Source organism: Aeromonas sp. 6P, from assembly GCF_051919525.1.
GTDB classification, from domain to species: domain Bacteria; phylum Pseudomonadota; class Gammaproteobacteria; order Enterobacterales; family Aeromonadaceae; genus Aeromonas; species Aeromonas veronii.
In genome coordinates, this window is record NZ_JBQBEO010000002.1 from 1,352,766 (window position 1) to 1,377,687 (window position 24,922).

Sequence of the window (24,922 nt, forward strand, 5' to 3'; positions counted from 1 at the left end):
AAATGAAAATTCGTGCGCAAATTGGAATGGTGCTAAACCTCGATAAATGCATCGGATGTCATACTTGCTCTGTTACTTGTAAGAACGTATGGACAAGTCGCGAGGGAATGGAATACGCCTGGTTTAATAACGTAGAAAGCAAGCCAGGCGTGGGCTATCCAAACGATTGGGAAAACCAGGATAAATGGAAGGGTGGCTGGGTTCGAAATATCAATGGAAAAATCGTTCCAAGAATGGGTAACCGGATTGGCGTTTTAGCCAAGATTTTTAACAACCCTGACATGCCGACTATTGATGACTATTATGAGCCTTTCACCTTTGACTATGAGCATTTACATAATGCTAAACAAGGTGCGCATCAGCCAATAGCACGTCCACGTTCACTGATCACTGGTCAACGTATGGACAAGATCAACAATGGCCCAAACTGGGAAGAAATCTTGGGCGGGGAATTCACTAAGCGTTCACAAGACTACAATTTCAACCACATCCAAAAGGAGATGTATGGACAGTTTGAAAATACGTTCATGATGTATCTCCCTCGGCTTTGTGAGCATTGCTTGAATCCTGCATGTGTGGCTACTTGCCCTAGTGGGGCAATATATAAACGTGAAGAAGATGGCATTGTCCTTATTGACCAAGACAAATGTCGTGGTTGGCGTATGTGTCTTACTGGTTGCCCCTACAAGAAGATTTACTTTAACTGGAAAAGTGGTAAATCTGAAAAATGTATCTTCTGCTACCCCAGAATTGAGTCTGGTCAACCAACCGTCTGCTCTGAAACATGTGTAGGACGAATTAGATATCTGGGAGTAATCCTTTATGATGCAGATCGTATTGAGCAAGCAGCATCAACTGAAAATGACAAGGATTTATACAACAAGCAGTTGGAGATTTTCTTAAATCCACATGATCCTGCTATCATTGAAGAAGCCTTAAAGCAAGGCATCACTCAAAATGTTCTAGATGCTGCTCAGAAGTCACCTGTGTACAAGATGGCGATGGAATGGAAGCTTGCACTCCCATTACACCCAGAGTATCGCACGTTACCGATGGTATGGTATGTACCACCTCTTTCCCCTATCCAATCAGCCAAAGATGCAGGCTATTTAGGTGATGATGGTGTTCTACCAGATATTTCTAGCTTGCGAATTCCTTTACAGTATTTGGCGAATCTGTTGACCGCTGGCGATATAGCACCTGTTAAGAGTGCACTGAATCGTATGTTGGCAATGCGTCATTATAAGCGAGCTGAAACTGTAGATAAAAAGGTGGATACCAGCGCATTAGAGCAGGTTGGTTTAACTGAACACCAAGCGCAGGAAATGTATCGTTATTTGGCTATAGCTAACTATGAAGACCGCTTTGTAGTTCCTTCCAGTCATCGCGAGCTAGCACGAGAAGCATTTCCTGAAGCTAAAGGGTGTGGCTTTAGCTTTGGTGATGGTTGTAAAGGTAGCGACACTAAGTACAACCTGTTTAATAGCCAGAGAATTAATGCCATTAATGTATCTACAAATCCAAGTGAGGATAAAAAATGAAATCTTTAAAGATCATATCAATCCTCTTGGACTACCCAGATATTGATCTGTGGGAAAACAAGGATGAAATCTTTGATTGCATAGCTGAATGTAATGAGCTGACATCGGCACAAAAATCATCAATATGTGATTTTGTAACATATGCGTTTGATCGTTCTCTACTTTCATTCCAAGAAATATATTGTGATATCTTCGACCGTGGCCGTTCCACCTCTCTGCTTCTTTTTGAGCATGTTCATGGTGAGTCGCGTGATCGCGGACAAGCAATGGTAGACCTGCTTAAGCAATATGAAGATGCAGGATTTTCTCTTAACAAAAGAGAATTACCGGATTTTCTTCCTGTTTACTTGGAATACCTTTCAACAAGAAATAACGCTGAAATTATAGAGGGGTTGTGTTTTATCACTCCGATCTTGGGGTTGCTTAAAGAGAGGCTACTCAAAAGAGAAAGCAAATATCATGTTCTATTTGGGGTTCTAATTGATCTATCCATGACAGAGTACGATAGCGCTCTTATAAGCACACAAGTTATGAAAGAGGCTGATGATGCAACACCCGCTGCGTTAGATGCTGTTTGGGAGGAAGAGCAGGTGAAGTTTTTAGGAGGAGAATCATGTCCCAGTTCAATTCAATCGATTCATAGCAACCGATTTAAGAATGCAGTCGTACCACAGTACCTTGAAATTGGTGAGGCAAACAAATGAACTATATTCATAGCTTCTTCTTTGATATATACCCATATATTGCAGTTACCATTTTTCTACTTGGTAGTTGGGTTCGTTACGATTATGGGCAGTACACTTGGCGAGCAGGATCAAGCCAGTTACTTGATAACTCGAATATGAGGCTGGCATCTGGACTGTTCCACATTGGCATTCTTGGTATCATCTTCGGCCACTTTTTTGGCTTGCTGACACCTCACTGGGTATATGAGTCATTCTTATCATTGCAATCAAAACAACTCATAGCGATGTGTGCTGGCGGTATCTTTGGTGCAATGACGTTGTACGGTGGTTATCTGCTCTTAAAGCGGCGTCTGACAAACGTAAGGATCAGAGCAACATCATCGACTGCGGATATTTTGATTTTAGTGCTATTAGTTTCCCAGGCAGCGCTTGGTCTTCTGACAATTCCATTTTCTGCTTTCCATCTTGATGGAAGTGTCATGATGAAGCTCGTAAGTTGGGCACAAGATGTTGTAACGTTCCAAACAGGGGCATCTAAAAATTTAGAAGGGGTATCGTTTATCTACAAAATTCATATGATTTTAGGTATGACTTTGTTTGTTGTCTTTCCATTCTGTCGATTGGTACACGTTTGGAGTGTACCGCTCGAATATTTAACTAGACGCATCCAGATCGTAAGGTCTCGTCGGTAACATGATTAGGGTAGTAGTCGCAGTGTAAACTGCGACTACTATTTATCAGGTGTAGTATGGTATATCACGTATCAAATAAGCAGTTTGTGACTAAGTTAGTCGAACCTTTCTTTGTTGCAATTTTCTGGCCAACTCTGCTGTTGTTGGTATCCGAAGTGACCGGTTTGCCAATAACTGAAGAGTTATATCGCAATACTATTTTATTTTCATTGCTAATATTCATTATTACTGCATTTATAGATATAAGATACATTTGTATAGCAAGGAAAGTAAAACTGGAATTGAACTTCAGCGGCATTGAGTTTCATTGCCATAAAAAACATCTATTTTTCTCATGGCACCAAATAACTTTAATTAAGTTGGTTGAAAGCAAGCCTGGCTCTAGAGTACTAAATATACTTCCTGATAATGAAACTATTGACTTAATTCTTTTTGAAGACCACGATAAGATTTGTTCACAAGTTATATTTTATTGTAAGCAGTTTAATGTCGAGTATAGTTAGAGTCTTTGTATGATTAAGTATGAGCAATTAGCTTGCTCATACTTTTCATGGTTGTCTTTCACTTATCAGGAACATGATATTCGTTCAGTGCTGTAATTCGTGCTACTTGGAATGTATTTTGTAGCGATTGTAATTCTGCCTTATGTTGTTGTGCCAATTGTTGTAAATAGTCTCTTCCTTTATTTGTCAAATGTACATCAACTCTGCGCTTGTCATTTTCACTTTTACGTCGTTCCACGAGATCTAGTTCCTCACATCGCGTTAGTAAAGCCACTGTAGCGTGATGACTCATTTGCAGTCTCTCAGCTAGCTCACCCACGCTTGCCCAGTCACGCCCTGGGTATCCTTGTATATGTAGGAGGGATAAATACTGTAATGGAGTGAGTCCGAGCTCCTTGGCTGCGGTTTCACTGAAGTGAAGGAAACGCTTTAACTGATAGCGAAACTCAGAAAGTGCCTCAAATTGAGCTTTTGTTAGCATAGCTTACTCGGTTGTTGACTTCTCAGGTGAAATACAATAGGTTCAATTATATCACATTGTGATATATTATTTTGTAGTGTTTTTGTTACAAAGGAGATGGCAATGCATAAGCAAATTCACCCAAAATCACTTTATTGGGGAAATACTGTAATTCTACTTAGTACCATCGATAATACTGATACAACTAACATTACGCCAATATCATCAAGTTGGTCTCTTTCGAACAATATTGTCATCGGCCTTAGTCTAAATTCAAAGGCTATCGAAAATATTGAGACATGTCCAGAAGTCGTATTGAATATTGCATCAGACAACCTTGCGGATAGAATTGAATCTATTGCCAAATTTACCGGAAAGGATCCTGTTCCATCTGAAAAGATAGGTTTCAATTATTGTGGTGATAAATTTAGTCTTGGTAGATTTACAGAGTTGGCGTCTTGTACTGTTAAACCATCTCGTATCCAGGAATGTTTAATTCAGGTCGAGTGTTTAGTTGAACATATAACAAAACGCAATAATTTTGCTATCGTTGAATTGCGAGCCACTCATGTGCATGCAGATGCATCTTTACTTAAAAAATATGACGTTATTGACGCGGATTTGTGGAGCCCTCTAATTTATAGTTTCAGGAGTTACCACGGAATTACCAACACTATTGGTAGAAACTTTAAATTTGATAATTGATTTCGCTGATGCCCTATTTATTAAGGGCATCTTTATAGGACTATGATATTTAAAGGATGATTTATGAGTGAATGTTTACGTTCTTTACCATTGGTTTATTCATGCTCTGGTTGTTCAAGTGCAGCGCAGATGGCAAACTATATGGCTATTCAGCTAGATAAACGAGGCGACGCAGAAATGTCCTGCATTGCTGGTGTTGGTGGAAATGTAAAGCATCTAGTCCGAATAGCTAAGTCGGGTAGATTTATCATTGCTATCGATGGATGCCCTCTACAGTGTGTAAAAAGTTGCTTATCAATTCACAATATCATCCCTGAACATCATATTTTACTTAATGAGTACGGTGTAAAAAAAATTCAGAAAACAGATTTTGATTATGATGAAGCTGATAGGCTTACTCTGGATATTTCAAATTCATTAATATAAGATGGTGACCTGATATTACAAAGTGTTGCCGCTTATTTTGGTGTGTTTTCATTCATTTTGAATAAATTTTTATTCAATCAATCTCTCCCATACAAATTAAGGTTTCCACCATAGCGTTCTACTATATAAACTAACATCATCATGTCGTCAAACGCGGTAAGGAGATGTTGATGCAAAGCCCTGTAGTGCCAGATAACGAGAAGCAGCGGTTAGATGCGCTACGCCGTCTTGCTGTACTTGATAGCCCAGCAGAAGAGCGTTTTGACCGCATAACCAGGATGGCTCGTAATATGTTTGATGTACCCATTGCGCTGGTTTCGTTAGTTGATGAAAACAGACAGTGGTTCAAATCGTGCTGTGGATTGCCTGTCCTGGAAACACCACGAGAGATTTCATTTTGTGGTCACGCGATCCTCGGCGAGGAGCTATTCGTAGTCGAAGATGCAACTCAAGACCCCAGATTCTTTGACAACCCCTTAGTCACTGGGGAGCCTCACATCCGATTTTATGCGGGCCATCCATTGGAAGTGGGAGATGGCCTGAAACTGGGCACCCTCTGTATTATAGACAGAAAGCCCAGGTCATTGAGTGATAAAGACCAAGCCATGCTAGCAGATTTGGCATCAATGGTCGAAAGTGAGCTAAGAGCCGTCCAGATGGCCACAATCGATGAATTGACGGGGATTACCAACCGCCGTGGATTCATGCTCCTTGCCGACAAAAGTTTGAAATATGCATTTCGCGTAAAAAATCCAGTCACGCTGTTATTTTTAGATCTTAATCACTTCAAAGTGATCAATGATACATATGGGCATAATGTCGGTGATGATGCTTTATGCCAGATGGCTGAATTACTGTGTCGCGTATTTAGAGATGCCGATATTTCGGCTCGTTTAGGTGGCGATGAGTTTGTTGTTCTTTTACCTGGCACGGGTCATGAACATAGCTCACGGATAAAAGAGAGATTTTATAATGCACTAGAGAATTTTAACCACACCAGCGGCAAGCCTTATCAACTCTCTTGCTCACTAGGTATCGTTGTATACGATGCTCTCACCCCTCCTAATTTAGACAGTCTACTGTGCTTGGCCGATGAAGAAATGTATTCATGCAAGCTAAAAAAATAAACCGCTTAATTTTCAGGTGATAAGTACAAGGTGTAAATACTTCTTTATTTTTGTTCTGTATACAGTTCGACTGTGTGAGGAAAAATACCATCCTCCCTATTTTGAGTATGATGGACAGTAACCCAACCAGCAAATTCCTCTGCGGGCATTGGCTTGGCGACAACATAGCCCTGCACGGTATCGCAATGATTGGCCCTCAACCATGCAAGTTCTTCCTGGGTTTCGGCCCCCTCCGCGACAACTGACAATCCCAGTTCCTGACACAACAAAATGGTGGAGCGGACAATAGCTGCATTTCTAAAATGCTGGTCAACACCGCTCACGAAAATGCGGTCAATCTTCAATTCATGCACAGGTAAATTCTTCACATAAGCGAGAGAGGCTTGCCCTGAACCATAATCGTCAATGGATAGCTTCACCCCCAGGCTGGCAAGCTCTTTCAAATGCTGTAACGCAATATCAGGATCATCCATGAGTGCGCTCTCAGTGACTTCCAGACAAAGCAGCTGAGCAGGTAAGGTATTCTCTTGCAGTGACTTTATGACCTTTGGTACTAGGTCTGGGGATGTCAAGTCGAGCGTAGACAAGTTGACTGACGTGACGATATCGTGTCCCTCTCGGTGCCAGGAAGCCGCTTGACATATCACATGCGCTAATAACCATGGCGTGATCTCACGGATAAATCCCGTTTGCTCGGCAAACGGAATAAAGCGTCCAGGTGGCACCAACCCTTTGGTTGGGTGTTGCCATCTCAATAATGCTTCTGCTCCCTTGACGAGGCCACTCGCAAGCTCCAACTTGGGTTGAAAGAAGGCGACAAACTCCTCGTTGATCAAGGCATCTCGCATTTCACCAATCAAGGCTAATTGCTCATGGGGGGATTCATCTGCAATCTTGCACGCAAAGGCGAAACCGTCACGGCGGCGTTTGGCATGACGCATTGCCATACCTGCTCGCCTCATTAGCAAGCTGCTGTTATTACCATCTTCTGGAAATATCGCGATCCCCAGACTGCCCTCAACGTCAAGGCGTTGACCATCCAGTTCAATAGGCTTACGGAGTTGCCCCAGTAACTCTTGCATATTCCGGCCGATCATGAACACCAATTCCGATTCAACGTGAACACCATTTCCGGACCAATGTGAACGCTCATTCCGGCTCAACCTGAACACTTTGCTCCTCCTTTCCGGAAACAGTGTTCAACATCCCGGAATCACTGTTCACATTCACCGGAATCATCCTTAACGCATTGATTTAAAAACCTTTGATACGCTCTCCCTTTTGCCAGGGAAGAGCCTATGTCTGCCAAGAGGATTGCAATGCGTAAAATTCGTGAAGTACTGCGACTGCGGCTGGAAGCTGACCTCTCTGTTCGCCAAATCAGTATCTGTACCAAGGTCAGTGTCGGCTCCATCCAGAAACTCCTCAAAAGTGCCCAGGCGCTCGGCCTTACCTGGCCCTTACCTACCGATCTTGATGATGGCCGACTGGCTGCCCTGTTCTATCCGCAGGCCGATACCACCATCTCGGCCCGCCATGTTGTGCCGGATTGGCCCTCTGTCCATCAGGAGCTCAAGCGCAAGGGGGTCTCCAAACAGCTGCTCTGGGAGGAGTACACCCAGCGCTATCCCAATAGCTGTTACAGCTACTCCCAGTTCTGTGACCGTTACAAGTCCTGGTGTCAGTTGCAAAAGCGCTCCATGCGCCAGATCCACAAGGCGGGGGAAAAGCTCTTTATCGACTACTGCGGGCCCACGGTGCCCATCGTGTCGCCGACTACGGGTGAGGTCCGTCAGGCACAAGTCTTTGTCGCCGTGCTCGGTGCGTCCAACTACACCTTTGCCGAGGCCACCTGGTCACAGTCACTGCCGGACTGGCTGCAAAGCCATGTCCGTGCCTTTGAGTTTTTCGGCGGGACACCGGCACTGCTGATCCCCGACAACCTCAAGAGCGGTGTCAGCAAGGCTTGCCGATACGATCCCGAGCTCAACCCCAGCTACCAGCAGTTGGCCGAGCACTATCAGGTGGCGGTGATGCCAGCTCGTCCTTACAAGCCCAAGGACAAGGCCAAGGCGGAGGTGGGTGTGCAGATCGTCGAGCGCTGGATCCTGGCCCGTCTACGCCATCAGACCTTCTTCTCGCTTGCCGATCTCAACCAGTGCATCCGTGCCTTGCTGAACGAACTCAACGAGCGTCCGTTCAAGCAACTGCCCGGTAACCGACGTGACGCATTTGAGCAGTTGGACCGCCCGGCACTGGGACCACTGCCGGTGCATCCCTATCGCTATGTCGCCATCAAAACGGTCAAGGTCAACATCGACTATCACGTCAGCTATGAGCAGCACCACTACTCGGTGCCACACCAGTATGTGGGCCAGCAACTGGAGCTCCATGCTGGCGACACTTTGCTTCAGGTCTATCACCAGCAACAGCTGGTCGCGAGCCATCCGCGTAAAACCATCCCGGGGATTAGCACGATCCCGGAGCACATGCCGGAACGCCACAGCAAGCAGCAACGCTGGACGCCAGGCCGTCTCAAGCAGTGGGCTGCTGATATCGGACCGGGCACCTTGTGCTGGGTGAGCGAACGGCTGGAAGAGAAAGCCCATGTCGAGCAGGCATACCGACTCTGCCTGGGGCTACTGAGTCTTAGCCGGGAGTATCCGCCATCACGGGTCGAGGCCTGCTGTCAGTTGGCTAATCGGGAAGGACTGGTGCGACTCAAACAGCTCAAGTCGGTGCTGACCAGTGGCCGCGACCAACTGCCCGAAAGCCCGCTGAGCTACCCAGAGTTACCGCAAGAGCACGAGAACATCCGTGGCCCCCAGAGCTTCCACTAAAGAGGATACGCCCCATGACCCAACAAACCCTGACCCGCCTGAGAAACCTGAAACTGACCGGCATGGCGGATGCAGTGCAACAACAACTGGAACAGGCCAGTACCTACGAAGGGCTGCCCTTCATCGAGCGTCTAAGCCTGCTGGTCGAACACGAACAACTGAGCCGGGAGCAACGTAAACAAGCTCGGCTAGTCAAGCAGGCGCGGCTCAAACTCCAAGCCACGGTGCAAGAGGTGGACTACCAGTCTGCACGCAACCTAGAGCGGTCACAGGTGGCAAACCTGGCCCAAGGAGAGTGGCTGCGCCGGGGCCAGAACCTGCTCATTACCGGCCCCTGTGGCTGCGGAAAAACCTACCTAGCCTGTGCGCTGGGCTACCAAGCCTGTCAGCAGGGGCACAGCACTCGTTACTACCGGCTGCCGCGTCTGCTACTTGAGCTGAGCCAGGCCAAGGTAGATGGCAGTTACGCCAGACTGCTGGGTCAACTGGCAAGGATAGAGCTGCTGATCCTGGATGACTGGGGACTGGAAGCGGTGAATGCCGAGCAGCGCAACGCCCTGCTGGAGATCATGGATGATCGGTACGGGAAATACTCGACGGTCGTGGTCAGTCAGCTGCCAACGGAAGAGTGGTACGCGAGCTTGGGGGACAACACTCTGGCAGATGCGATCCTGGACCGGCTGATGCACAACGCTCACCGGCTGTCACTGAAGGGAGAATCGATGAGAAAGAGGAGAAGTGAGTTGACCCAATCTGAACACTCGAGTTAGAAACGGGGTGACGTGAGCGCGTTAAGGATCAGGGTGTTCACGTTGGCCGGAATGGCTGTTCAACTTCGCCGGAATACGCAACTCTTGGGCATTATCAAGGATATTGAAGTAATCGACCTCTTTGATAAGTAGCGCAAACTCATCGCCTCCCAAACGCGCCACCAAGTGCTTGCCAGCAACCATGGCGAGTAAACGTTGAGCCATCTCCTGTAGGAGCCTGTCGCCCACCAGATGGCCCAGAGCATTATTAATTTGGGCAAATCTATCAATATCGATGAGCACTAAAGCGCCACTACCTTGTAAAGCCGCCTCTGTCAGCGCCTCCATAAAACAGGTGCGGTTTGGGAGCTCAGTAAGTGGATCCGCATACGCTAGCCGCAAAATATGCTGCTCGCGGGTCGAGATACTACGGCGCATGGTATCAAGAGCCCGCATAAGTGCTTTCGTTTCAACGCCTAGGCCTAAAGGCACCTTGCACTGGTAATCCCCTCCAGCTATAGCCTCAGCGACCATCACAGCTTTGTGTACAGGTTTGGCAATGCTTCTGGCAATCAACAGCGCCAAGACACTTCCAGTGACGAGCGCACTGAATGCAAGGATAATAACGGTCAAACGCGCTCGGTTTGCATCGTCTTTGAGTGCGATAACCCCACTTTGCATCAGTTCTTGCTGATGCTCTGCAATACGTAGTGTCTGAACAAGCAATGCTTTAAGAAGTACATCAGTTTGCTCTTCATAGTGTTGGCGAGCGGAAGACAAGCCATCAATTTCGATTCGTTCCACCGTTTGCTGAAAAGAGTCACCATAATGCTTTCGCAGGTTTATGAGTTGGTCAATATCACCCACATCTCCCCCCATTGATGCAGCCCGTTCTAATCCTTCAATAGCGGCATCGGATGCAGCCAGTGCAGAGTCCATCGCTGTATAGAGGGCTACACGCTTGTAACGTTCGTCTGTTTGCAGAAGAAGCAGCAAATGCAGTGCTGCGTTCTGAGAGTATTGATTAGCTCGTTGGGCAAGAAATTCAATCCGTGCTTGCTGCTCGACAAACTGATTGATTAAAACGATGCAGGGCAACGGACGAGACGGCAAGCAGAAGTAACAAAAGCAGGGAAAAGGCGATAAGGAGCAGTGTTCGTATCGAACTGTTGTCAACCAGCACCAAAAAAGGATTATTCATCATCTTTGTAGCCACCCAACTTTGTCATGTGTGGAATCTTGAGGCGGAATTCTGCAAGCCTTTGGAAGGCTCACCCAGTGTCAGTGTTATTTCAGCAACATCCGCTGCGGCGATCTGATTGGTGTTATCAACATCACTGGCATGACAGTGTTTGCGTGCGTAGCGCCGTGCATCTGCATGGCATACTGCCAGCAAGCGGGAGATAGCCGCATGATCTTCTGTCTGAGCAGACAGAATGAGGTTCTCTTTTTCCATCATGCAATGTGTCATGACTCAGTTCCTTTTGTCGAGTTTACGGCCAACCATGGCGCACATCGGGCAGAACCCCATCAGGCCCGTCATGGAAAGGATGGCACTCATTACTCCTGCTGCAACAGCAAGGTCAGATTTCCCCCAGCTCATCACTGGAAACACAAGCGCCATGATGCCCAGGATGATGCGTAACACTCGCTCCCAGTTTGGGACATTCTTTACATAGAACATGTCAGCCTCCTCCGATGGCAAGAGTGTTGAATCACTCTCTTGCTTGATAAGAGGGGCTAGGTGAGCAAAGCGGTTCGCAGAAAATGAAAAAATCTCAATTGAGCCCATTCAAGTATATCAGTCGATTATTGTCAATGATGTCACTAGAGATGCTCTTATAGCTGGTCAGCAAACTTTACCGAGTTGGTACTCTATGCTTGGGGTCAGAGAACATTTGGTTTGCTGTAAGTTGATGACGGGATCTAGCGCGTAGCAGTAGTTTTGAAAAGACCAAAATAAGTTATGGGATCTTGATATATGAACTATATTTTCGCCTTAAATCATCAATATCTTTTTTTGCTTTCTTTTCTTTTTCCTCAAGAGCTTTTATCTCATTTGCTTTTTCTTTCAGTAACTGCTCAAACATTACTTTAGCCTGCTCTCTTGATTTAATATCTACGATGTTTGCCAAGTCTTTGGATCTTTCTGTTAGAGCATATTCTCGTTCTTGTAATGAGATGAGGCTATCATTTAGATTTTTTTGTATAAGGTTTAACGAGGCTGACCGCCTGCGTATTTCGACTTCACTAGCTTCAAGCTGAGCCTCTTTGGCTTTAATGGTTCTATTTATATCATCAACCTGTGAATAAAACTCAGCCTTAAGTTCATCTAAATTAAGAAGGTCACGTAGTAAATCTTGCTTTTGATCAACTTCATCTTGTCTATGATATAGACGGTCTTTCAATTCCATTTCAAAGCTTCTGTATTGATCTTCCAATAGGATTATTTTTTCCTGTGCCTCTAAAATGGACGACTCTTTTTCTTTTAACACTCTCTCCCATCTTTTTAAAATGGCGTTAGCCTTGCCTTCTGCATGCCGAGACTGTTGAATCACTCTTTGCATATCGCTTAGTTCTGATTCGCGCGTATTTTTTATCGCTTCGAATTCTGCATTAAGTTTTTTAACCTCTGTCTGGTGCTTTGAACTCAAAGATGAATACTGATGCTGTAAAGACAATAATTGTTGTCTATTATGGGAGTAAATCATTTCGGAGAAGTTGCCTACAGGGGCTACAGACACCCATTTTTTGGGGCATTTTTTTAGATAATCTCTTATCTCTTCTTTTGATATTATCTCTCCTTTCACACGAAATCCACTCAGGTCAAGTTCAATGCAGGTTGCATTCACCCTCTTTAATTCTTTAACTTTCTCTCGATCACAAAAATGCGTAACTGCAATTTCGATGAGAACCTTCTCTCCCTCGATGAACCCAATAACATCAGGTATAACTCTGCCTTCATAAACCTCACATACCATCTCATCAAAGGCTATATTTTGATGTATTGGATTTATAGTTCCAATAGGCAGTAACAACTGCCTATCCGTTGCTAAAACCTCTTTAGCTAGGATATGTATTTCCGTTTCCGGCTTCCAGGTACAGGCATTCTGTTCGACTGAATTAGGCTCATGAGAGAAATAATGGGCTTTAACTTGCCCCTTCATTGCCCAGACAGCGCCCTGACAACCTATGCATGTGCAATTGCATGCTTTTCCACTCACAACATCTTTGACATCAACGATATGGCCGTTGTCGTCAAGGGCGCGAGTCATCAGGATTCTTGCCATCTCTATCCTACCCACAAATGGATCTATGTATAAAAGCACATCAGTTTATTCAGTTAAATTGGATGCTTTAACTACATCAGTAGTTACAACACTTTCATGAAAAATCATACACTTACATTTGATTGTTTTGAACTTCGTCAAGTTCCAATTGGATTTAGATGTATGACCACTCCCCAGGTGAGCTCATTGAGCTTTAGAGGGTGCGTAGGAGCGGGCTGGTAATCAGGGAGGGGGGATGGATGCAGTACGGTGGAAGGCTCTGATATTGATACCAAAGGAAGGGCGCACGAAAGTAGCGTAAACAAGACACCGATTTTAGGTCGGTGTCAGGTGATAACTAGAACTGTATAAATATTCTCTACTGCTTATTATAACGTAAATGAGAAGTCCAGCGTTTCATTGTCAGATACTCTGCGCATCGCTTTAGCTCTATCCTTATCACCGTAGGTCTTAATTATTTGCTCCACGTCATCATTGAGCTTCGCTGCTGCACCAATAAAATCACCAGGATGTTCCTCGAGATGCGTTTCTGCAACAAGGTGTCTTAACGCATGAATGTTGATACCATGTTGTTTATCATGAGGCATCGTCATCAGATAGGCCTGATATGTCAGTGATATGAAATTATCTGACAGTTTTGATGATATTTCTATATATTTACTTCTTATTTTAAGGTTTTCCTCGTTGTTTACTTGGCTTTGTCGAATGCTACGCCAAGGGAAAAAGATATCAATATCGTCAATTGACTGAACGCCCGCAAAGGTCATGAGATCAAACTCAATATAGCTGCGCCTTATGTTCAAATACTCTTTGATCAGCGGGGTAAGCTGTTCTGGTAACTCAACATCAACATCCACGCTATTTTTTGCATTTGCGTTTTTAAGATATCTGTACTTTGTGTTATCGTCACTAACCATCGATGTACCAAAACATGGGATATATAGTTGGAATCGGTTACGCTGACGATGATATGTTATACTTGCATAGTTTTTGTTCTGTGATGTCGCATTAGGGTAAAATTTCAATTCAGTCCAGTTTGCGCTGCGTGGAGATTGATAAAAACTGATTGTTTGTATCAGTCCTGCTCTAAAATACTGCAACGCACGGCCAATCTGAGATGCTGCACTTTTTCTATGCGCCAGCTCTAGTTTTTTATCGTCTGTGTTATTCGAAAGTAAATTTTTTTGCTCAGCATTGGTCTTGTATACTTTTGCTTTATCGAATAACCACTGGCTGGCCCTATAAACCGCATTTCGGCGATCTGACGCAGGTATGTTGAGTAAGAATTGAATGTTCAGTTTCCCTTTCTTGCCCGCTTGGCCGCGACTGTTGATGCCTTTCTCTGCCATCTTAAACCAATTAGGATATTCCTCGATAATAAAATCTAGGTCTTTAAAAAACTCCTCGATTGTTCTGTTACCACGATCGGCACAAAACCTTAGGTAGCCCTTCGAATCCGACCCTCGTTTTACAAAATTTAGCACTCTAGAGAATTGGCTTGTACCCGTTTGCAGTCCTTCCGAATATTCAGCCATAGCCTGCATAATCTCAGGTATTGTCAAGTGATAACTGCTAACAGACATGTAATCAATAGCTAATTCAGTATGACAAAAATGTTGAAATGAAAGTAGCTGACTTTTAAATGCGATAGCAGAGCCGCATTCGCCCTTCGCGTTGATTGTCCATTCATTGTTTCTTCTGTTTTTTTCATTGACTTTTGCTCGTATCTCATAGCGTCGATCTGACCTAAGCTCGTCAGAAATGTTTACTATCGCTGGTTGTTTTTTATTTATTTTATACTCACAATACTCATCATAAACCTTCTGTAGATTTGGATTCAGTGACGAGCTAATGAATGTGCTGCGATTGATAGCCGACAGATCAAGATCTGACCGATTTTTTCCTCTGCGTTGATGGTCAACTTTTCTATGAATTTTATCTAACAACAAGTTTTTTGGTAAATTGAAATAACTTTCAATGAAATTGATGCGAACGTCAGGTACTCGCTCGGCAGGGTGTGATGTACCCATCATATAATCGCGCAAAACTTTTGTTGCGCTGCCAATCGCTTGTGGGCTACTTTTCAGAATTGGCCATGCCTCTGGGCAGTTAGATAATGACGCGTTGATAATTTCACGTGCTACTTCTCTGTATGTAATGAAGCTTTTCTTAATATTATTCTGCGTCTTAGGAGTGACCTCATCGAGCCAGAGACGCTCACCGTATTTCCTCTGAACTGCTGCTGCCAGAGCCTCACAAAAAGTCATTTTGCTGAAATCTATGTTGTTTATTTGAGCGTAGAACTCTGCCAACCGACGCACTCGTGTCAGTGGGCCTCGCGTATCACTCCTGCTCTGACGTGCCAAGGTCATTTTCAGCTTTTCTATTGTTTCACTGAGATTTTCTAACAGTGCAGTTTCCAGCTCATCCTCGGACTGCACAATTGATGTTTTCAGTAACATGTTGAGTGCTGTCTGATGGTGCCTATAACGCGCACTTTCAGTTTTGTCGCTACTCTCAATGCCTTGAATGATCCGTTCTCTCAACTGCCTAATGCTCATAATTGCCACTCCATAAAAATACAACAACTGGTCTTTTTGTTCATTATAGTGCTGCAAACATCAATCGCCACACCAAAACGAAAATTATCGCAAAATAGCTTTTGACTTATTTGAAATTTCTTATATATCAATGTCTTTTTTGGTTTTTTGTGAGTTTTACGAGGGATTTCATGATTTTTAAAATTGGCAATGAAGCAAAGATTGATTAGGTTGCAATCAGCATTAAACAACAATACATGAAGTTTACAACAGTGATGAATAATCAATTAAAATTAGACACTTAGCTATATTCTTTAATTCCTGAATCGGAAAAACCATGACTGTATTTCTCTGATTTGTTGTAATTATGGTGTAAGGGGCTAAGTTGGAAGGACATTTTGTTGTAAAAACAAAAGCATCATAAAAACATATGGTTAGCTAAAAAAATGTCAACAAATCATATAGTAATAAGTTATTGATTTGCATGTGACTTTCTATTTTTACAACAAAATCTCTTAGATTATAGAGAATCACAACGCCTGCTTGCTTGAACCCTCTTTATATCAAGCAAAAAGTGGGCTGTCTGCCCGCGTTGTAAATGGTAAAACGAAGGTGACCGCACAATGTCTCTACCTATGATTGTATCTGACATGAAAATATGTGACCTAGGATGCAAGAGTGCTCCAACGCCGTTTGGCTCTGCGTTGCAGTCCTATCTATTTCAGCCGGTAGGATCGTTCCCCATAGTTATTTGTCGCTGTACTGGTGGCAGAGAAATGAGAACTACGGGGTTGTGTATATGATTAAAACGAAATGTTAGTCAGCCCAGCTTGGCTGCACACTCAGAACTGGCTAACTATGAGCCAGAATACATTTTTTGGTGATATGGATAGGGCTTGAGATGGCAGATTGGATGATGCTGTACGATGCGGTGTAGCGATTCATACCGGTCGAGCTAAATTAATTTCAGCGCTCGATACGCTGTGTAATGCCTGTGCAGTCGAGTCTGAGTACACCAACCTCAGTATCATCGATATTTTCAGAATGCCCCCAAGCTCAGGGTTATTGTTTTCAATGGTTTTGTTGTGGTCAACAATGAGGGGATTGAGAAACCTGCCGGTTTCTAGTTGGCCATCTGGACGATGCTTCTGATGACAACGAATGTGGTTTCGCCTGGCACTGGCTGAAACTGTACCAGACCAGACCAGACCAGACCAGACCAGACCAGACTTGGGTGGTTTGTATGCAGTTATAAGGTTAGGTGTTTGGCATGTTCGAGTTTATTGGCAGGCCATTTGGTTAGAGCAACAGCTATGGTTATGGCAGCAATGATGCAGGCGAGACCCCTAGGGCCTTGGCGATCTGATAAACTTTTTCCAGGGTTACCCTAGTTTCCCCACGTTCGATTTTTCCCATATGACCACGGTCTATACCAGCAATTAGTGCTAGTTTTTCCTGTTGCATACCTCGTGCAGACCGCAGCTCTCGTACATTTTTACCGAATGCAGTTGCGAGCATCGCCAGCTCAAACTCGTCAGAATCCATTTTATCTCCTCACTAGAGGATCTATGGTCTACGTTATACGGCGTGCTGTACACGGCTGTGAGTACACGCATATAATGACACTGCATATAAGCATCATTTCGAGGTGGAAAATGTCCAATCAGCAGATCGTTCTGAGCCAGAATCAAAAAAGTGGCACAGTGACACTAACCTTTCAAGATGCGGATTTCCTAGCCGCAGTAGGAGATTCTTTGAGAGTGGAGTCATTCGTACATGTCACTATCAATCAATCCGTATATGATGAATTTGTTAAGAGCATTATGGTTTCGTTTGTTGCCGAATTTATGGATTTTAAGCAGCAATGGCCGATACCTCAGGAGCTAAGAAAGTGAACAAGTCTCTGACATGATGGAGGGCATTCGGGTCTTTCTCGCGGTTTGCTGTATTGGTGGACTTATTTGTAGCTCATCCTCGTAAAGTAATGCCAACGTAGCCTCAGCTTCTTTGGATTATAACCGGCGCCAATTAGCGTTTTTATCGCCTTATGAGTCTCCATAGAGACGGACGTCATTAAGCACCTCTTTAATATCGGTAAACCCAACATAACATCCTAGCCTAGGCGTTCAGTCAGGATCCCATGCTCGATGCGGCTGAGGAGGTCGAGCACAGCCTGAGCGAGTTCGGGCGTATCCTGATGGTTGAACGGACGAACACATCCTAGGTAACGGAATATATGATCCTGTGTTGAGCAACATGTCAGTACTACAGCTTGCAACTCCGGCACCGGTACAGTGATGGGAGCCCGCCAGCACAAGCCTTACTGACAGTATTAGCCATGGATTGGTCTTGTTGCTTTGGGTCAACCCAAGGAGACGAATCCTACTTTGGGGGCCTGTTTTGTGTTGGACATCGCTCAATCACTCTTAGGTGGCTCTTCTTTAAGGGCGCGGATTTTACCGGAATGGTTAACCAAAAACTATACAGCCAGCATGGCAGAACCGAACAATATCTCCGACCAGGCAAGATTGCGCCGCACCAACAGCCGGTGATGACGCGCCCTTGGTAGGGCTATTGCCTCTGCCATGCGGGTTGGTTGTGGGGATGCTGCTTTGTTGATTTTCCTCTCAATATTGATTTGGTGACAGAGAGGAGAACACCGGGAGTCACTATACTCCCAGTACGGGAACCCGTTGGAGAAGGCGATGGAAAGTTCATTTGGCGAAAAAATGCAGAGCGTACATGCCACGCTCAGGCAGCGCTTTGACAAGCTGAGTCGGGTGGCCATCGCGATTTACGATCCCCATACCGATCAGCTCAAGACCTTTGCCCATAGCACCGAGGGGCCCTCGTCGCTGGTGCAGTATGAGGTGAAGCTGAGCGATGTTCCCTCCCTGAGTTATCTGGCGGAGCACAAGCAGCCCCGGGTGCTCGGCAATCTCGATGCCCTGCGTGGCTCTGCGTCGGAGCACAGCCGCAAGGTACTGGAGGCGGGTTATGCCTCCAGCTATACCGAGCCGCTGCTGTTCAACAGCAAACTGTTTGGCTTTCTGTTTTGTGATGCCATGGAGCCGGGATACTTCGAGGAGCCGATCCGCAGCGAGCTGTCGGCCTATGCCCAGGCGCTCTCGGCCATCATTGCGGTGGAGTTTTTCTCCATCCAGACCCTTGGCGGCGCGCTGACCACGGCGCGGGAGTTCAGCCGCTATCGGGATGAGGAGACCGCCAACCATCTGCACCGGATGTCGGCCTACTCCCGGCTGATTGCCAAGACGCTGGCCCCGACTTGCGGGCTGAGCGATGAGGAGGTGGAGTTTATCTACCTCTTCTCCGAGCTGCACGATATCGGCAAGATTGCGGTGCCGGATGCCATTTTGCTCAAGCCGGGCAAGCTGACCCCGGAAGAGTTCGAGATCATGAAGATCCACCCCGGCAAGGGGCGTGAGATGATCAGCCTGATGATCAACGAGTTTGGTCTCGATGGCATTCATCACACCGATATGCTGACCAATATCATCGCCAGCCATCACGAACGCTTCGACGGAACCGGCTATCCGCTGGGGCTGGCGGGGGAGGCGATCCCGCTGGCGGCGCGCATCGTGACGGTGGCCGATGTGTTTGATGCCCTTACCAGCGAGCGCCCCTACAAGAAGGCATGGCCGTTCGAGACGGCGTTTGCCTATCTGGAGGAGCATGCCGGCAGCCAGTTTGATCCCGCCTGCGTTGCCGCAGCCCTGCACAACAAGGCCGAGTTTTATGCCATCTATCAGCAGTATCAGGATCCGGCCTGCTCTGCGAGTGTGGCGGCCAGCGGCGCCGAGCCGGGTTGAGCGCGTGTGATGAGCATAAGGGGGAAAGAGGCGGTTCAAGCATGACGAGGAGTAAATAGAGAGGGGGCACCAGCAGGTGCCCCCTCTCTTTTATGCGCCTCTCGATTCCACGCGCCCTTATTTTGCCGACTTTATCTCTGTGGCTATGGCGTTTGCGGTCAGGTTACTTTTTGGGCGTCGGCTCGCTGATCTGGTAGAGGTGATCCGCGCAGGCGCTGGAGCAGCCACAGGGACGCACCTCTTTATCTTCCCGCTTCTGGGCAAGCTGGTATTGGCGCCACCAGATGATGGTGCCCATGGTCAGGATCAGCACGAACGAGGCGAGCAGGCTCAACAACCAGATGGACATGATCTCTTCTCCTTGATGGTGATGACATGCACAGAGATGGCATCAGTGATGATGGCAGCAACCGCCCTGCTGGTTGGCGCCTTCACTGCCGTGGCAACAAGTATGGCCTTGCAGTGGGCTCTCTGCCTGATTGCCACTACTGGCGCAACAGTGATCGGAGCCACTGTTGCAACCACCGTGACAATGGGGGTGGCCTGCGCCGACGGGCTGGATGGCACGGATAGTCGCCTTGCTCTGATGACGACGAGACGGACGGCCCTGCCTTGCCTCGGTGAGAGGTTGCAAATTGGTGGGGGCTAGCAGCGCGGGCAGCGGCAGGCGGGCAGCGCGACACTGCAGCACCCGGATATTGACCGCCAGCAGGCGCCCCAGCATTCGCTCGCCGATATTGCGCACCACCACCTGACCTACCTGATGATGGGCGAGGGCGTCGAGCAGCGCTTGCTTGCCGTGGCAACCTTCGGCGGCGGCCGGATTGGGCAGGGTGGCGATAACGTTCCCTTCGGGGTTAAGAATTTGCAGCTGCTCGGCACGGGTAAAGTGGCCAGCCAGCAACCCCTGACTCAGCATCAGGGCGCTGTTGCAGAGGGTGGTGGTCATGGTTGTGACAGCATTCATGTCGGCTCTTCTCCACTGGTTGGGTGGTCGGGCTCGGCGGGTTGCATCATCAATGCCTTGCCCAGACTCAGACACTCCACCACCTTGTAGCGCCCTTTTTTCAGGATATTGGCCAGGGTCTGGCGGGAGACCCCCATCACCAGGGCGGCCTCCTGCTGCTGCATTCCTTGAAGGTCGACGAGGCGCAGTGCCTCGAACTCATCAGGGGCCAGCGTGACCTGTTCCAGCTGATGCATGGGGCGGCCGTTGGGTTTGAAGCAGCTGTTGGCGGGGCGGCCACAGATCTGGCGGGCAATCTTGGGTCTTGGCATGGTGGCTCCTAATTGGCATAAGCCATTTATACGCTCATATGTAGCATATGCCAATAATTTTGTCTGATGCAGAGGGTAGCGCCAGTGCTGTTCACGGTAGAGAGGGGTAAAGAGGGGGAGGAGGAATACTAACAAAAGCAGTAAAGGGGACAGAAACGACGCAGGCCCGAACATGGTTCGGGCCTGCGGTTTTGCAGAGGATGGTCGGGCTATCCCGGCGAGCTTACGCCTGTTCGGCCTCGGCCACTGGAGCTGCGCTCTCGCTACCGTTGGCGAAGCGATCCGCCCACAGGGCAATCACGCCGTCACCGGTGACGTTGCAGGCGGTGCCGAAGCTGTCTTGCGCCAGATAGAGGGCGATCATCAGGGCGATGGAGGCTTCACCGAAACCGAGCATGGAGGTGAGCAGGCCCAGCGCCGACATCACGCCACCACCCGGCGCGCCTGGTGCGGCGATCATGATCACCCCCAGCATCATGATGAAGGGGAGCATGGTTTCGATGCCCGGAATGGCCAGATGCTCGGAGAGGAACATCACCGCGGTGGCACAGGTGACCAGGGTAATGGTGGAGCCACAGAGGTGAATGGTGGCACACAGCGGCACGGTAAAATTGGCGATGCCGTCGCTCACCCCGTTGTTCTTGCTCGATTGCAGGGCAACCGGAATGGTGGCGGCGCTCGACATGGTCCCCAGCGCGGTGAAGTAGGCGGGCAGCATGTTCTTGATAAGCTGGGCCGGTGAGCGGCCAAGGGCCAGACCGGTACCGACGAACAGTACGGAGAGCCAGATCCAGTGCATCAGGATCGCCATCACCAGCACCACGCCGAAGGTTTTCAGGGTAGCGAATACGGTGCCTTCTACCGTCATCTCGACAAAGACCCCGGCGATATAGAACGGCAGCAGCGGAATGATCACCTTGGCCAGCAGGCGGTCGATGATGTCACGGCCCTGATCGGCGACCCGGCGCAGATCGGTGGCCTGGGTGGCGCTGATCCCGATGCCGAACACGAAGGCAGCGGCCAGTGCCGACATCACGCCAAACAGCGGCGGGATCTCCAGATTGACGTAGGAGGCGAGCTTGATGGCCGTGGCCGTGGTGGGCTCGGCGGCGGTGGTGAACTGCGGGATCAGGTGGCTCGCCACGGTAAAGGCGAACAGCCCCGCCAGAATGGTGGAGCAGTAGGAGAGGGCCACGGTTTTGCCCAGCAGCTTGCCGGAGTTTTTCGGCAGGCTGGCGATGCCGCTCATAATAAAGAACAGAATGATGAGCGGAATGGTGAAGGTGATCAGCTGACCTATCACTGTCTTGGCCGTAAACAGCACGCGCGCCACCCACTCAGGGGCGTAGAGACCGAGCAAGAGACCGGCAAGGATGCCAGCAATGAGTTTCAGGACAAGTTTCATAAGGAAATCCGGAGTTGGTTGTATTGTCTGTTTTGTTATTAAAATTTGATATTAATCACACTTTTTAACACGTACGCCGTGTTATGTCTGCCTTTTCTGCGTTAACGCCGAGTTAAATATTGTCGAAGGTCAAGATCGCCGACTAGCTGTCGGCTTGGCGTTGAACAGGAAAATCCGTGATGAATTAGCCCGTTAGGTGGCCTGATGATCGCCACGCAGCAACATGACGTACTGGTTGGCGTGTTGATTTGAGGAATCTGACGTACTGGCTGATACGGCTTCCATCGGCGCCAGTTGCAGTGCTATCCCGGATGTGGTGACCAGTTGCTGCAGATGATGGATCTGCTGGTCGTGGTTCATCCCGCAAGCTGGCAGCAGGGGGAAGCAGATCGGAGCGCCCGCTTTGAGCAGGGTCGCCAGCTGATGCAACTGGGGAACAAGGGTGGCCGCGTCGCTATCAAGCGGGCGGCTCAGCCAGATCCCATCGTAAGGGAGCACCGAGTGCATCTTCGCCAGCGGGCAGACCCGCACTGCTTGTCCGGATTGCTGCGAGGCAACTCTGGCGTCAGCCAGTACCGCTTCGCAGGCGGTGACCACATACCCTTCTGCACGCAGCCAGCAGAGATCCTCCCCCGTACCGCACTGACCATTGAGCAGGTGAGCGCCGGGTTTGAGGCGTGCCACAAAGGCAGCTCGAACGTGGGCGTGCTGGTCGTTAAATGGCCAGGAAGCGGGGATGGCGTCAGAGTGTGGCACAGGGGTTACCTCAAGCAGGGGGCGCACAGGGTAACAAATCGGGGCCTGACTGCCAAAGCGCGCAGTCAGGCCCCGATTTGGATGGGTGGGAGTTGCCGGAGCCGGTTAGCGGCCGCAGGCAGGCCCGTGGGGTTGGGCCAGCATGGTGAACATGCTCTCTATCAGGAAGGCGGATTCGCCCTGCAGGTCGATCCGCCCCGGAAAGTGGAGCCAGTTGATGATGTAGCCATCCAGAGTGCAGTGGATCAGGGTGGCGGCGCGCTGCAGGTTGAGGTTGGCGGGCAGTTGCCCCCTCCGTACCGCGTTGGCCAGGGTGGTCTCCAGGTCCCGAAAGAAGTTGGCGGACTGGCTGCGGATATGCTCGCGCAGTGAGATGGCTTCCCCCTCCAGCGATTCGAGATTGAACAGGATGGTGAACATCTGCCGCTGGGCCGGATTGTGAATGAAGCTGTGGAGCACCCCTTCGAAGAAGAGGCGCAGTTGCCCCAGCGGGTCCGGCTCATCTGGATTGAGGCAGGCATCGAGCTGGTGGGCGAGGGGGCTGCAGAGTTCCTGCCAGAGCGAAATGAAGAGTTCATCCTTGTTCTTGAAGTGCCAATAGATGGCCCCGCGGGTCAGGTCTGCCGTCCTGGCGATGTCGGTCAGGCTGGTCTTGGCCAGGCCCTGAGAGCAGAACAGATCCAGCGCCGTGCTCATGATGTGGCAGCGGGTTTGCTGCGCCTCTTCTTTGGTTCGTCTGGCCATCGAAATTTGTGCCTCATGCAAGCAAAAAGTCACTTACATACATTTATGAATGTATGTATATTGCCTCATCTTTCGACTATTTACCAACAGGGCCCATGCGGCCCTGATTGTTCATTGACTGGCAAAGGCTCAGGTGTTTCATGCATAAACATATTCTTGCTCGTTCAGTTGGTCTTGCCTTGCTGGCTACAGGCTTGCTGGCAGGTTGTGGTGACAAGGGGGGCGCACCCCAGGGACAGGGCGACATGCCCCCCGCGGCGGTCAACGTAGTGACCCTGCAGAGCGGTCCGCTGATGTTGACCACCGAGTTGACCGGCCGCAGCGCCCCGTTGCGGGTGGCTGAAGTGCGTCCGCAGGTGAGCGGCATCATCCTCAAGCGCCTCTTTACCGAGGGGAGCGATGTGAAGGCGGGCGATCTGCTCTATCAGATCGACCCGGCTGTCTATCAGGCGGCAGTCGCCAGCGCCAAAGCCAATCTGGCCAAGGCCGAGGCTAACGAGCAGAGTGCCCGCCTCAAGGCGCAGCGCTATCAGGAGCTGCTCAAGGTCAAATCCATCAGCCGTCAGGACTATGACGATGCCGACGCCAGCTGGAAGCAGGCCAAGGCGGAGATCATGGCGAGCAAGGCGGCTTTGCGTACTGCCGAGATCAATCTCGGTTACACCCGCATCACCGCCCCCATCAGTGGCCGCATCGGTAAATCCGCGGTGACCGAGGGGGCACTGGTGACCGCCCAGCAGGCTGACAGCCTGACCGCCATTCAGCAGCTGGATCCCATGTATGTGGATGTGCGTCAGTCCACCGCTGATCTGCTGCGCCTCAAGCGACTGGTCGCCGAGGGCAAGTTGACCCAGGACGAGCAGAAGGGGGCCAAGGTAACCTTCCAGTTGGAAGATGGCTCCACTTATGGCGAAGAGGGCTCGTTGCAGTTCTCCGATGTGACTGTGGATGAGACCTCCGGCATGGTGACCCTGCGGGTGATTGTGCCCAACCCTCATCAGCTGCTGCTGCCCGGCATGTTTATGCGCGCCACCCTGCAAGAGGGTGAGCGGGCGCAAGGGCTGCTGGTGCCGCAAACTGCCGTGACTCGCACCCCCAATGGCGGCGCCACCGTGATGGTGGTGACCGCTGACAACAAGGTGGAGCTGCGCAACGTGCAGCTGAGCCGGGTCGTCGGCAGCAACTGGGTGGTGGAGTCAGGCCTCACCTCCGGCGAGCGGGTGATCGTGGCTGGCTTGCAGAAAGTACGACCGGGCGCCGTAGTCAATCCCGCCGAGCAGGGCGCCGATGCACCGTCTGCTCAAGCTGCGTCCAACACCCCGGCCAACAAGTAGGATGGAGTAATCGCCT

The 24,922-nt window shown here is 48.8% G+C and carries 26 protein-coding genes; 12 read left to right on the forward strand and 14 right to left on the reverse strand.

From position 1 onward, the window contains the following. Positions 1–2: 2 nt before the first annotated feature. From narH to ACTG2J_RS06505, 4 genes are all read left to right on the forward strand, one after another. Positions 3–1,541 carry a nitrate reductase subunit beta gene (narH, locus tag ACTG2J_RS06490; protein ID WP_042084597.1) on the forward strand — a complete coding sequence of 513 codons (1,539 nt, stop codon included), beginning with the start codon at positions 3–5 and terminating at the stop codon, positions 1,539–1,541. Further along, complete coding sequence (gene narJ / locus ACTG2J_RS06495) at positions 1,538–2,245, forward strand: nitrate reductase molybdenum cofactor assembly chaperone (RefSeq protein ID WP_042024867.1); 708 nt, start codon at positions 1,538–1,540, stop codon at positions 2,243–2,245. The genes narH and narJ overlap by 4 nt, the downstream gene beginning before the upstream one ends. Beyond that, on the forward strand, positions 2,242–2,919 hold the full coding sequence (narI, locus tag ACTG2J_RS06500) for a respiratory nitrate reductase subunit gamma (protein WP_042084594.1): 678 nt from the start codon (positions 2,242–2,244) through the stop codon (positions 2,917–2,919). Before narJ ends, narI begins: the two co-directional genes overlap by 4 nt. Before the next feature lie 86 nt (positions 2,920–3,005). Beyond that, the gene (locus ACTG2J_RS06505; protein ID WP_155395964.1) at positions 3,006–3,422 is read left to right on the forward strand and encodes a hypothetical protein; all 417 of its coding nucleotides are present in this window, start codon (positions 3,006–3,008) and stop codon (positions 3,420–3,422) included. 58 nt (positions 3,423–3,480) lie between these two features. Here ACTG2J_RS06505 and ACTG2J_RS06510 read toward each other — a convergent pair whose 3' ends face one another. Then, positions 3,481–3,903, reverse strand: coding sequence for a MarR family winged helix-turn-helix transcriptional regulator (locus ACTG2J_RS06510; RefSeq protein ID WP_080768711.1), 423 nt, complete (start codon positions 3,901–3,903; stop codon positions 3,481–3,483). A 102-nt stretch (positions 3,904–4,005) separates the two neighbouring features. On the opposite strand from ACTG2J_RS06510, the gene ACTG2J_RS06515 reads away from it, so the two are divergent. From ACTG2J_RS06515 to ACTG2J_RS06525, 3 genes are all read left to right on the forward strand, one after another. Next, positions 4,006–4,587 carry a flavin reductase family protein gene (locus ACTG2J_RS06515; RefSeq protein WP_159143395.1) on the forward strand — a complete coding sequence of 194 codons (582 nt, stop codon included), beginning with the start codon at positions 4,006–4,008 and terminating at the stop codon, positions 4,585–4,587. Between the two features lie 63 nt (positions 4,588–4,650). Beyond that, positions 4,651–5,013, forward strand: coding sequence for a putative zinc-binding protein (locus tag ACTG2J_RS06520; protein ID WP_439983785.1), 363 nt, complete (start codon positions 4,651–4,653; stop codon positions 5,011–5,013). A 170-nt stretch (positions 5,014–5,183) separates the two neighbouring features. Beyond that, positions 5,184–6,140 carry a GGDEF domain-containing protein gene (locus ACTG2J_RS06525; protein WP_042024868.1) on the forward strand — a complete coding sequence of 319 codons (957 nt, stop codon included), beginning with the start codon at positions 5,184–5,186 and terminating at the stop codon, positions 6,138–6,140. 44 nt (positions 6,141–6,184) lie between these two features. Here ACTG2J_RS06525 and ACTG2J_RS06530 read toward each other — a convergent pair whose 3' ends face one another. Continuing rightward, positions 6,185–7,312, reverse strand: a complete 1,128-nt coding sequence (locus tag ACTG2J_RS06530; RefSeq protein ID WP_439997302.1) for a putative bifunctional diguanylate cyclase/phosphodiesterase — start codon at positions 7,310–7,312, stop codon at positions 6,185–6,187. 126 nt (positions 7,313–7,438) lie between these two features. Between ACTG2J_RS06530 and istA the strand changes: the two genes are divergently transcribed. Together istA and istB are read left to right on the forward strand one after the other, a co-directional pair. Next, positions 7,439–8,980, forward strand: coding sequence for an IS21-like element ISAs29 family transposase (gene istA / locus ACTG2J_RS06535; protein ID WP_439997303.1), 1,542 nt, complete (start codon positions 7,439–7,441; stop codon positions 8,978–8,980). A gap of 14 nt (positions 8,981–8,994) precedes the next feature. Beyond that, the gene (istB, locus tag ACTG2J_RS06540; RefSeq protein ID WP_182859533.1) at positions 8,995–9,750 is read left to right on the forward strand and encodes an IS21-like element ISAs29 family helper ATPase IstB; all 756 of its coding nucleotides are present in this window, start codon (positions 8,995–8,997) and stop codon (positions 9,748–9,750) included. A 21-nt stretch (positions 9,751–9,771) separates the two neighbouring features. Here istB and ACTG2J_RS06545 read toward each other — a convergent pair whose 3' ends face one another. From ACTG2J_RS06545 to ACTG2J_RS06570, 6 genes are all read right to left on the reverse strand, one after another. Then, complete coding sequence (locus ACTG2J_RS06545) at positions 9,772–10,827, reverse strand: diguanylate cyclase domain-containing protein (RefSeq protein WP_439997304.1); 1,056 nt, start codon at positions 10,825–10,827, stop codon at positions 9,772–9,774. Positions 10,828–10,954: 127 nt separating this feature from the next. Then, on the reverse strand, positions 10,955–11,200 hold the full coding sequence (locus ACTG2J_RS06550) for a hypothetical protein (RefSeq protein ID WP_052447230.1): 246 nt from the start codon (positions 11,198–11,200) through the stop codon (positions 10,955–10,957). A 3-nt stretch (positions 11,201–11,203) separates the two neighbouring features. Next, on the reverse strand, positions 11,204–11,413 hold the full coding sequence (locus tag ACTG2J_RS06555) for a YgaP family membrane protein (protein ID WP_042024869.1): 210 nt from the start codon (positions 11,411–11,413) through the stop codon (positions 11,204–11,206). 280 nt (positions 11,414–11,693) lie between these two features. Then, positions 11,694–13,019: a hypothetical protein gene (locus ACTG2J_RS06560; protein WP_052447229.1), complete on the reverse strand. Its 1,326-nt coding sequence runs from the start codon at positions 13,017–13,019 to the stop codon at positions 11,694–11,696. Positions 13,020–13,387: 368 nt separating this feature from the next. After that, complete coding sequence (locus ACTG2J_RS06565) at positions 13,388–15,637, reverse strand: hypothetical protein (protein WP_139459913.1); 2,250 nt, start codon at positions 15,635–15,637, stop codon at positions 13,388–13,390. A 1,239-nt stretch (positions 15,638–16,876) separates the two neighbouring features. Beyond that, complete coding sequence (locus ACTG2J_RS06570) at positions 16,877–17,104, reverse strand: helix-turn-helix domain-containing protein (RefSeq protein ID WP_080768707.1); 228 nt, start codon at positions 17,102–17,104, stop codon at positions 16,877–16,879. Positions 17,105–17,214: 110 nt separating this feature from the next. Here ACTG2J_RS06570 and ACTG2J_RS06575 point away from each other — a divergent pair, with 110 nt between their 5' ends. Together ACTG2J_RS06575 and ACTG2J_RS06580 are read left to right on the forward strand one after the other, a co-directional pair. Continuing rightward, positions 17,215–17,454 carry a hypothetical protein gene (locus ACTG2J_RS06575; protein ID WP_042024897.1) on the forward strand — a complete coding sequence of 80 codons (240 nt, stop codon included), beginning with the start codon at positions 17,215–17,217 and terminating at the stop codon, positions 17,452–17,454. Positions 17,455–18,264: 810 nt separating this feature from the next. Further along, the gene (locus ACTG2J_RS06580; protein WP_439988874.1) at positions 18,265–19,389 is read left to right on the forward strand and encodes an HD-GYP domain-containing protein; all 1,125 of its coding nucleotides are present in this window, start codon (positions 18,265–18,267) and stop codon (positions 19,387–19,389) included. 163 nt (positions 19,390–19,552) lie between these two features. Here ACTG2J_RS06580 and ACTG2J_RS06585 read toward each other — a convergent pair whose 3' ends face one another. The 6 genes from ACTG2J_RS06585 to ACTG2J_RS06610 form a co-directional block, all read right to left on the reverse strand. Beyond that, positions 19,553–19,738, reverse strand: a complete 186-nt coding sequence (locus tag ACTG2J_RS06585; RefSeq protein WP_076492298.1) for a hypothetical protein — start codon at positions 19,736–19,738, stop codon at positions 19,553–19,555. A 42-nt stretch (positions 19,739–19,780) separates the two neighbouring features. Further along, complete coding sequence (locus tag ACTG2J_RS06590) at positions 19,781–20,356, reverse strand: NifB/NifX family molybdenum-iron cluster-binding protein (protein ID WP_439988873.1); 576 nt, start codon at positions 20,354–20,356, stop codon at positions 19,781–19,783. Beyond that, positions 20,353–20,667, reverse strand: a complete 315-nt coding sequence (locus ACTG2J_RS06595) for a DUF134 domain-containing protein (protein WP_005338107.1) — start codon at positions 20,665–20,667, stop codon at positions 20,353–20,355. The genes ACTG2J_RS06590 and ACTG2J_RS06595 overlap by 4 nt, the downstream gene beginning before the upstream one ends. A gap of 223 nt (positions 20,668–20,890) precedes the next feature. Continuing rightward, a complete protein-coding gene (locus ACTG2J_RS06600) occupies positions 20,891–22,072 on the reverse strand; it encodes a dicarboxylate/amino acid:cation symporter (protein WP_005359180.1) in 1,182 nt (393 codons plus the stop codon). A gap of 192 nt (positions 22,073–22,264) precedes the next feature. Then, positions 22,265–22,828 carry a hypothetical protein gene (locus tag ACTG2J_RS06605; RefSeq protein ID WP_439997305.1) on the reverse strand — a complete coding sequence of 188 codons (564 nt, stop codon included), beginning with the start codon at positions 22,826–22,828 and terminating at the stop codon, positions 22,265–22,267. 105 nt (positions 22,829–22,933) lie between these two features. Next, positions 22,934–23,572 carry a TetR family transcriptional regulator gene (locus ACTG2J_RS06610; RefSeq protein WP_439997306.1) on the reverse strand — a complete coding sequence of 213 codons (639 nt, stop codon included), beginning with the start codon at positions 23,570–23,572 and terminating at the stop codon, positions 22,934–22,936. A gap of 140 nt (positions 23,573–23,712) precedes the next feature. On the opposite strand from ACTG2J_RS06610, the gene ACTG2J_RS06615 reads away from it, so the two are divergent. After that, a complete protein-coding gene (locus tag ACTG2J_RS06615) occupies positions 23,713–24,906 on the forward strand; it encodes an efflux RND transporter periplasmic adaptor subunit (protein ID WP_236320364.1) in 1,194 nt (397 codons plus the stop codon). Positions 24,907–24,922: the final 16 nt, after the last annotated feature.